The organism is Amycolatopsis acididurans (assembly GCF_012328925.1).
GTDB lineage: Bacteria > Actinomycetota > Actinomycetes > Mycobacteriales > Pseudonocardiaceae > Amycolatopsis_E > Amycolatopsis_E acididurans.
In genome coordinates this window covers 44,858-51,039 of sequence record NZ_JAAXLS010000049.1, presented here as the reverse complement: position 1 = coordinate 51,039, position 6,182 = coordinate 44,858, and the positions used below count along the sequence as shown (strand labels likewise).

General features: G+C 69.6%; 6 protein-coding genes. 5 read left to right on the top strand and 1 reads right to left on the bottom strand.

The annotated features are described in order from the left end of the window. Positions 1-2,362 (bottom strand): DNA helicase PcrA (gene pcrA, locus HFP15_RS35385; RefSeq protein ID WP_168521718.1); only part of this gene is annotated, 2,362 nt, incomplete at its 3' end. Positions 2,363-2,472: 110 nt separating this feature from the next. Between pcrA and HFP15_RS35380 the strand changes: the two genes are divergently transcribed. From HFP15_RS35380 to HFP15_RS35360, 5 genes are all read left to right on the top strand, one after another. Continuing rightward, positions 2,473-2,856 (top strand): DUF1707 SHOCT-like domain-containing protein, encoded by a 384-nt coding sequence (locus tag HFP15_RS35380; protein WP_168521716.1) that lies wholly within the window; start codon positions 2,473-2,475, stop codon positions 2,854-2,856. A 170-nt stretch (positions 2,857-3,026) separates the two neighbouring features. Further along, the gene (locus HFP15_RS35375; RefSeq protein ID WP_168521714.1) at positions 3,027-3,323 is read left to right on the top strand and encodes a chorismate mutase; all 297 of its coding nucleotides are present in this window, start codon (positions 3,027-3,029) and stop codon (positions 3,321-3,323) included. Between the two features lie 66 nt (positions 3,324-3,389). Next, positions 3,390-3,695 (top strand): hypothetical protein, encoded by a 306-nt coding sequence (locus tag HFP15_RS35370; protein WP_168521712.1) that lies wholly within the window; start codon positions 3,390-3,392, stop codon positions 3,693-3,695. A 416-nt stretch (positions 3,696-4,111) separates the two neighbouring features. Next, positions 4,112-5,107 carry a hypothetical protein gene (locus tag HFP15_RS35365; RefSeq protein WP_168521710.1) on the top strand — a complete coding sequence of 332 codons (996 nt, stop codon included), beginning with the start codon at positions 4,112-4,114 and terminating at the stop codon, positions 5,105-5,107. Between the two features lie 155 nt (positions 5,108-5,262). Further along, complete coding sequence (locus HFP15_RS35360) at positions 5,263-6,120, top strand: hypothetical protein (RefSeq protein ID WP_168521707.1); 858 nt, start codon at positions 5,263-5,265, stop codon at positions 6,118-6,120. Positions 6,121-6,182: the final 62 nt, after the last annotated feature.

Below are 6,182 nucleotides of genomic sequence, written 5' to 3'. Positions count from 1 at the left end.
GCATCAGCTTCACCTTGCCTGCGGCGCCGAAGTCGATCGTGGCGGTGGCCCGGGGGCCTTCGCCCTGGGATTCGACCACCGTGCCCAGGCCGTACTTGTCGTGGCTGACCCGGTCGCCAACGTCGAGCTTCATCGCGACCGTGTTCTGCCAGCCCTTGAAGTTCGTGGTGCGCATCCCGCGGGCCGCCACGCCTGCCTGCGCCGAGTCGGTCCCGAACGAGCGCCGGCCCCACGTCGTCGCCGCCCGGGGTGAACCCGAGGACTCCGCGGACGGCTCTTCCCTGCGCCAGTCGATCAGCTCTGCGGGCACCTCGTCGAAGAACCGCGAAGCCGGGTTGGTCATCGGCTGTCCCCAGGCCGAGCGGACCAGCGCCCGCGACAGGTAGAGCCGCTGACGCGCCCGCGTGATCGCCACGTACGCCAGGCGGCGCTCCTCCGCCAGCTCGGCGGGCTCACCGAGGGCACGCATGTGCGGGAAAATCCCGTCTTCCCAGCCCGTGCAGAACACGACCGGGTACTCCAGGCCCTTGGCGGTGTGCACGGTCATCAGCGTGACCACGCCCGGGTCTTCCTCGTCCTCGTCGTCGGAACCGTCCGGCGCGGGAATCGAGTCCGCGTCCGCCACCAGCGACACGCGCTCCAGGAAGGCCGCCAGCGAACCCGGCTCGGGAACCCCGGCGTCGACCTCGTCCTGTGGGGCCTCGATCGCGGCGGCCTGCTCGGCGAACTCCCGCGCGACCGTCACCAGCTCCGTGAGGTTCTCCACCCGCGACGCGTCCTGCGGGTCGTCCGACTCTTCCAGCTCCTGGCGGTACCCGGTGCGCTCCTGCACGGCTTCGAGAATGTCCGCGACCTCGGCACCGTCCGAGGCGAGCTCCTGCAAACCGTCGAGCAGCTCCACGAAGCCCTTGATCGCACGCGCCGAACGGGGGTTCAGCAGCGGCACCTTGTCCTCGACCGCGTCCCGCAGCGCCGCGGCGAAGGAGATCCGCTCGCGCTCGGCGTGCGTCGCGAGCACGGCCTCGGCCCGGTCGCCGATGCCGCGCTTGGGCACGTTCAGAATCCGCCGCAGGCTCACCGTGTCCTCGGGGTTGGCGATGACCCGCAGGTACGCCAGCATGTCCCGGACCTCGCGCCGCTCGTAGAAGCGCACGCCACCGACGACCTTGTACGGCAGTCCCAGCCGGATGAAGATCTCCTCGAACACCCGCGACTGGTTGTTGGTGCGGTAGAACACCGCCACATCCGAGTACCGCAGCTCGCCCTTGTCGGCCAGCGCGTCGATCTCGCCCGCGACGAACGCCGCCTCGTCGTGCTCGTTGTCCGCGACGTAGCAGCTGATCTTCTCGCCGTCGCCGGAGTCGGTCCACAGCCGCTTGGCGCGCCGGTTCGGGTTGCGCGCGATCACCGCGTTGGCGGCGGAGAGGATCGTCTGCGTGGACCGGTAGTTCTGCTCCAGCAGGATCGAGCGCGCGTTCGGGAAGTCGCGCTCGAACTCCTCGATGTTGCGGATCGTGGCGCCGCGGAAGGCGTAGATCGACTGGTCCGCGTCGCCCACCACGCACAGTTCGGCGGGTTCCACGCCCGATTCCGTCCGCTCGGTGCCCACCAGCTCCCGGACCAGCGTGTACTGCGCGTGGTTGGTGTCCTGGTACTCGTCGACCAGCACGTGCCGGAACCGCCGCCGGTAGTGCTCGGCGACGTCGGGGAACACCTGCAACAGCTCGACCGTGCGCATGATCAGGTCGTCGAAGTCCATCGCGTTGGCCTGCGAGAGCCGCCGCTGGTACTCGACGTAGACCTCCGCGACCCGGCGCTCCAGGTCGTTGGCGGCCTTGTCCTTCGCGCCGTCGGGGTCGATCAGCTCGTTCTTCAGGTTCGAGATGTGCACCGCGAGCGTGCGTGCCGGATACCGCTTCGGGTCGATGTCCAGATCCCGCGCGACCAGCGTGATGAGCCGTTTGGTGTCGTCGGAGTCGTAGATCGAGAAGCTCGAGGACATCCCGAGCGTCTTGGCCTCGCGACGCAGCAGCCGCACGCACATGGAGTGGAACGTCGACACCCACATCGCGTTGGCGCGCCTGCCCACCAGCTCGCCGACCCGCTCGCGCATCTCGGCGGCGGCCTTGTTGGTGAACGTGATGGCCATGATCTGGCCGGGATGTACGTCCCTGGCGGCCAGCAGGTACGCGATGCGCCGGGTCAGCACCCTCGTCTTGCCCGAACCCGCACCGGCCACGACCAGCAGCGGGGCACCGGCGTGCGTGACGGCCTCGCGCTGGGACGGGTTGAGATCGTCCAGCAACTCCGCGTGACGTGCGGATGCCTTGGGCTCTGAGGGGAGATCGAAGAGGGTGCTCATCGGCTACTCACGCTACTCGGGGGCACTGACGTTCTACGCATGCGGACGTACGGCGAAGTGTCGCCGGGGAACCGACGCCAGGCCCCGCCTGCTTGCGGAACATCGACTCTATGACCTCACCGACCAGACTCCGCGCCTCGGATGCCGACCGCGAACGTGTCGCCGCCCGGATCCAGGAAGCGAGCACCCAGGGACGACTGACCCTCGACGAGACAGAACAACGACTCGGCGACGTTTATGCCGCGAAATACGTCGACGAGCTGGACGAGTTCGTCTCGGACCTGCCCGCCGAACCGCCGCCGCGCGCGCCCCGGTTCCCGCCGCCGCTGCGGCTGCACGCCGCGCTGGTCGTGCTCCTCTCGGCGTTGCTCATCGCCCGCTGGGCCGTCTCGGGCGTGCCGTTCTTCTGGCCCGCCATGCCGATGTTCTGGCTCGGTGTGAGCCTTGTCGTACACGCCGGGATCCGGGCGCGGCGCCGAGTTGTGCAATACTGAGTGCGTGCGGCACCACAGCTACCGATTTTTTTACGGGACCCGGACTCCGGCTCCCGTGATCGCGTAGTGCACCAGCCGCCATCACAGTCACCAAGCCCCGGAGTCCACGGACCCCGGGGCTTTCGTCGGCTCGGGGACCAAGTGGGAGTCCGGACCGACCGGAGGTCCAGATGAACGCTCAGGCACACGAAAGCAGCGTCTCCTCGGCGGAGCCCGTCGCGTCCGCGGAGGAGATCGCGGAGCTGCGCAAGGAGATCGACTGGCTCGACGGCGAGATCCTGCGCCTTGTCAAACGCCGGGTCGAGGTCTCCAAGACGATCGGCGCCGCGCGGATGGCCGCGGGCGGCACCCGCATCGTCTACAACCGGGAGATGGACGTGCTCGCCCGCTACCGCGAGCTGGGGCCGGAGGGCAGGCAGCTGGCGATGGCGCTGCTGAATCTCGGCCGCGGCAGGCTCGGCCGCTGAGAAACACCCCGAAAATCAGGGTGTTTCCCCGACCCACGCCCTGCGCGGCGCGGGCACACTGGAGTCATGATTAACCTCATCGCGGTCGTGATCGCGATAGCCAGTGTGCTCGCCGCGCTCGGCCATGTCGGCTACCTGGCGCTACTCAACAACGCGGCGAACAAGCGCGCCGGCGGGGCGCCCATCGCGGAGTACGTCCGCAGCAGGTGGGCGATCGCGGGCGGTACCACAGCGGCCTCGTTGCTCGCCTGGCTGTTCACCGCGGGGCCCCTCCCGATGGACATTCTGGCGATCATCCTCGCGGGCGGTAGCGGAATGGTGTCCGTCAAGGCCCTCCAGTCGACTCAAGCGAAGTACCGCAGCGGCGGCTGACCAGCGCGATAGGACGCACTTTCATACTGCAAGTCGCACTTCTCGAAGCCGCAGGTCCCCGACAGAGTGAACTTGGCAACCCGCGCTCCAGATGCCGCCGAGGACTCTTACCCTTGAGGCGTGAGACTTTGCGCGTTGAGAGGTGCTTGCTGGGCTGCGGCCCGTGCACGCGCATATGAACGTGCATTTCCCCGCGTGCAGGTTGCTCCTTTCGGCTTAACACTTCTCCGGCCGGCGTCATGGGCCACGTGGAGAGGAATCCACTCGGCATGACGAGCGGGGCGGACTCCACGGAGCAACTTCCGGCTTCCACTGGCAGGCACCGGCGCGGCGGCGCGGGTACCTGGACTCCGAGCGTTCCGTCCCCGGCCGCCGGCGGCCGCCACTCCTCCGGACACGCGCCCTTGGACCCGCCCATGCGCGGCTCGCTCCCGATCGGCCCGCTCGGCGACAACTCACCCTCCGCCTTCCCGGCCGCGAGCGGCGAGCTGCCGGTGCCACCGCCCGCCCCGAAACGGCCGTCACGGCAGAAGGTGACGCTCACTCCCCCGACCTGTCACGAGGAGACCCCCGACGACGAGGACGTCCGGGTGTACGTGGCACCTCCCGAGACGGGTCTGTCCACGTTCGACCTCGGCAGCGTCCCGGCCTCGGTGACGCCCCCGCGCAGCTGGCGCAAAGCCGCGTGGTTCGCGACCGCGTCGTCCGGCGGAGTCGTCGTGGCGTTGCTGTTCGCCGGTTCCGCGCTCGTCGGCAAACCCTCGCCCGACCAGGCGGGCGGCGGCTGGATTCCCGGGCTCGGCGGCGGCATCCCGACCATCGGCGGCGAGCAGATCGCACCCGGCCCCGCGGGTGGAGGCAGGCCGGACGGCCTGGCCAGGACCTCCGACGGAACCACCTCGCTGCAGGAGCTGACCTCCACGGACTCCTCGCGGCAGAGCACGGGCCGGCATCAGCAGGCGCCGGACTCGACCACCTCGCCGGGGCACGGCACGGCCACGTCCGGCTCGCCGAGCGGCGGCGACTCCAGCTCCGCGCCCACGACGACGCCGGTCCCCCAGAAGCCGCCGCCCACGCCCGCGCCCTACGACGCCGACCCCAACAAGTTCGCCTGGCCTCAGGGTGATCCGGCCACGTTCGCCAAGGACTCGCAGAAGTACCTCGACACCGTCACCCAGGACCCGCAGGCCGCGTCCGCGATGACCACCGGCGAGCTGTCCGACGAGGGGCCGCAGGGGCTGAAGCGGAAGTACTCCGACGTCGCGTATTTCGAGGTCGAGCACGTGCAGGTGCATCAGTACGACGGCAAGACGGTGTGCACCGTGAAGAAGGTCGGCAAGGACGGCTCGGAGACCACCGAGCAGAAGACCATCACGTTCCAGAACGGCAAGATCTCCAGCGACGGTTCGTGAGAGCTGTTTCCTGCCCGATTGCGCCGAGTGGGTGATGTCTGGTTGCCGTTCGTCGTGCGCTGACCGCACTCCACCGATCAGGGGTGGCAGGTAACGATTTGGCACGGTTCGCTGATGAACGAACCAGAGACCCCGACCAACCGAAACCAGAGGCCATGAGAGTCGCGCACGATCGGCGGCGTTCCCGGCATCCGTCGGACGCCATCACCGTCGAGGACCTGCTGTCCGGGCATGTCCTCGACGTCGAACCCGCCGAGATCGAGCAGCTCGCCGAACCGGTCCGAGCACCTCGCGATTACCTGCCGCCGCCACGCCTGAACTCCCGGCGCGCGGTCGCGCCGCCACGCGAGCCGGAGAGCAGGCTGTCCAAGGTCGCCAAGCTCGCCGGGCTCACCACGGCGGCGTCGCTTCTGGTCGGCGCGGTGGTCGCGTCCTCGATGCTCACTCGTGAACGGCCGGCCGAGGGCAGGCCCAGCCCGGCCCCGCCGCAGATCACCGGGGCCGCCGCGCTCGCCGGCTTCGTCCCGGCGGACGAACATCCGGCGCAGTACCACGGCAAGCCGGGCGCGGGCGGACAGCCCGCGGGCCAGGGCGTGCCCGCGGCCTCGTCCGCGTCGCAGCCGGTCTCGCCGCCGGCCGCGGACACGGCTCCCGCCAGCCAGAGCGCGGCCACCACGAGCGCGACCCCGCGGCAGCTCAGCGACGCCGAACGGATCAAGGTCGTCCGCGAGTTCTACCAGCGGATGGGATCGCAGCACCCCCAGGACGCGCTCGCGATGCTCGCCCCCGGGCTCGCCGGTGACGAACCGGGCGACCTGGTTCGCGCCTGGAGTTCGATGCGGGACATTCACGTGGACGACGTCCAGGTGCAGCCGGACGGAACGGTGCGGGCGGTGGCCACCATGCGGCAGCAGGACAACACGAGACTTCGGGTCACCCAGGTGTTCAGCCTCGCGAGCGACGCGGACGGGATCATTTCCCAGGCCGTGCTGCTGTCGGCCCAGCAGTTGTGACGCCGGGCCATAGCAGGCAACCTCCGGCCGCCCCAATGCGTGCCGGATGTATGTGCACAGAG

Coding starts and splice junctions, on each gene's coding strand:
- HFP15_RS35370 (WP_168521712.1), top strand. CDS start 3,390: ATGATTAACCTCATCGCGGTCGTGATCGCGATAGCCAGTGTGCTCGCC.
- HFP15_RS35380 (WP_168521716.1), top strand. CDS start 2,473: ATGACCTCACCGACCAGACTCCGCGCCTCGGATGCCGACCGCGAACGT.
- HFP15_RS35365 (WP_168521710.1), top strand. CDS start 4,112: ATGCGCGGCTCGCTCCCGATCGGCCCGCTCGGCGACAACTCACCCTCC.
- HFP15_RS35375 (WP_168521714.1), top strand. CDS start 3,027: ATGAACGCTCAGGCACACGAAAGCAGCGTCTCCTCGGCGGAGCCCGTC.
- HFP15_RS35360 (WP_168521707.1), top strand. CDS start 5,263: ATGAGAGTCGCGCACGATCGGCGGCGTTCCCGGCATCCGTCGGACGCC.